The organism is Paenibacillus sp. USHLN196 (assembly GCF_037144955.1).
Lineage (GTDB): Bacteria > Bacillota > Bacilli > Paenibacillales > Paenibacillaceae > Paenibacillus > Paenibacillus xylanexedens_C.
This window is the reverse complement of record NZ_JBBCYH010000039.1, coordinates 1-794: the sequence shown is the minus strand read 5'-3', so window position 1 is coordinate 794 and position 794 is coordinate 1. Positions and strand designations below refer to the sequence as shown.

Below are 794 nucleotides of genomic sequence, written 5' to 3'. Positions count from 1 at the left end.
TCCCTAACCACTCCCCTTAACCTTCCAGCACCGGGCAGGCGTCAGCCCGTATACTTCGCCTTACGGCTTCGCACAGACCTGTGTTTTTGCTAAACAGTCGCTTGGGCCTTTTCACTGCGGCCCCCTCGTGCTATTCACACTACCGGGGCACCCCTTCTCCCGAAGTTACGGGGTCATTTTGCCGAGTTCCTTAACGAGAGTTCTTCCGCGCGCCTTAGAATACTCTTCTCGCCTACCTGTGTCGGTTTGCGGTACGGGCACCATCACCTGGCTAGAGGCTTTTCTTGGCAGTGTGAGATCATGACCTTCGCTACTGTAATTTTCACTCCCCATCACAGCTCAGCCTTACGATGTGCGGATTTGCCTACACATCAGCCTTACTGCTTGGACAGACATCCATCAGTCTGCGTCACTACCCTACTGCGTCCCCCCATTGCTCATAACGGCTTACGGTGGTACAGGAATTTCGACCTGTTGTCCTTCGACTACGCCTTTCGGCCTCGCCTTAGGTCCCGACTTACCCTGAGCGGACGAGCCTTCCTCAGGAACCCTTAGGCTTTCGGCGGATCAGATTCTCACTGATCTTTTCGTTACTCATACCGGCATTCTCACTTGTATAATGTCCAGCGCTCCTTACGGTACACCTTCAACCCTTATACAACGCTCCCCTACCCCTGATGCAAAGCATCAAGCCATAGCTTCGGTGGTGTGTTTAGCCCCGTTACATTTTCGGCGCAGAGTCACTCGACCAGTGAGCTATTACGCACTCTTTCAATGGTGGCTGCTTCTAAGCC

Annotated in this window: 1 rRNA gene; it reads right to left on the bottom strand. The window is 53.5% G+C overall.

From position 1 onward, the window contains the following. Positions 1–794 (bottom strand): 23S ribosomal RNA (locus WFI24_RS34190); the annotation flags it as partial.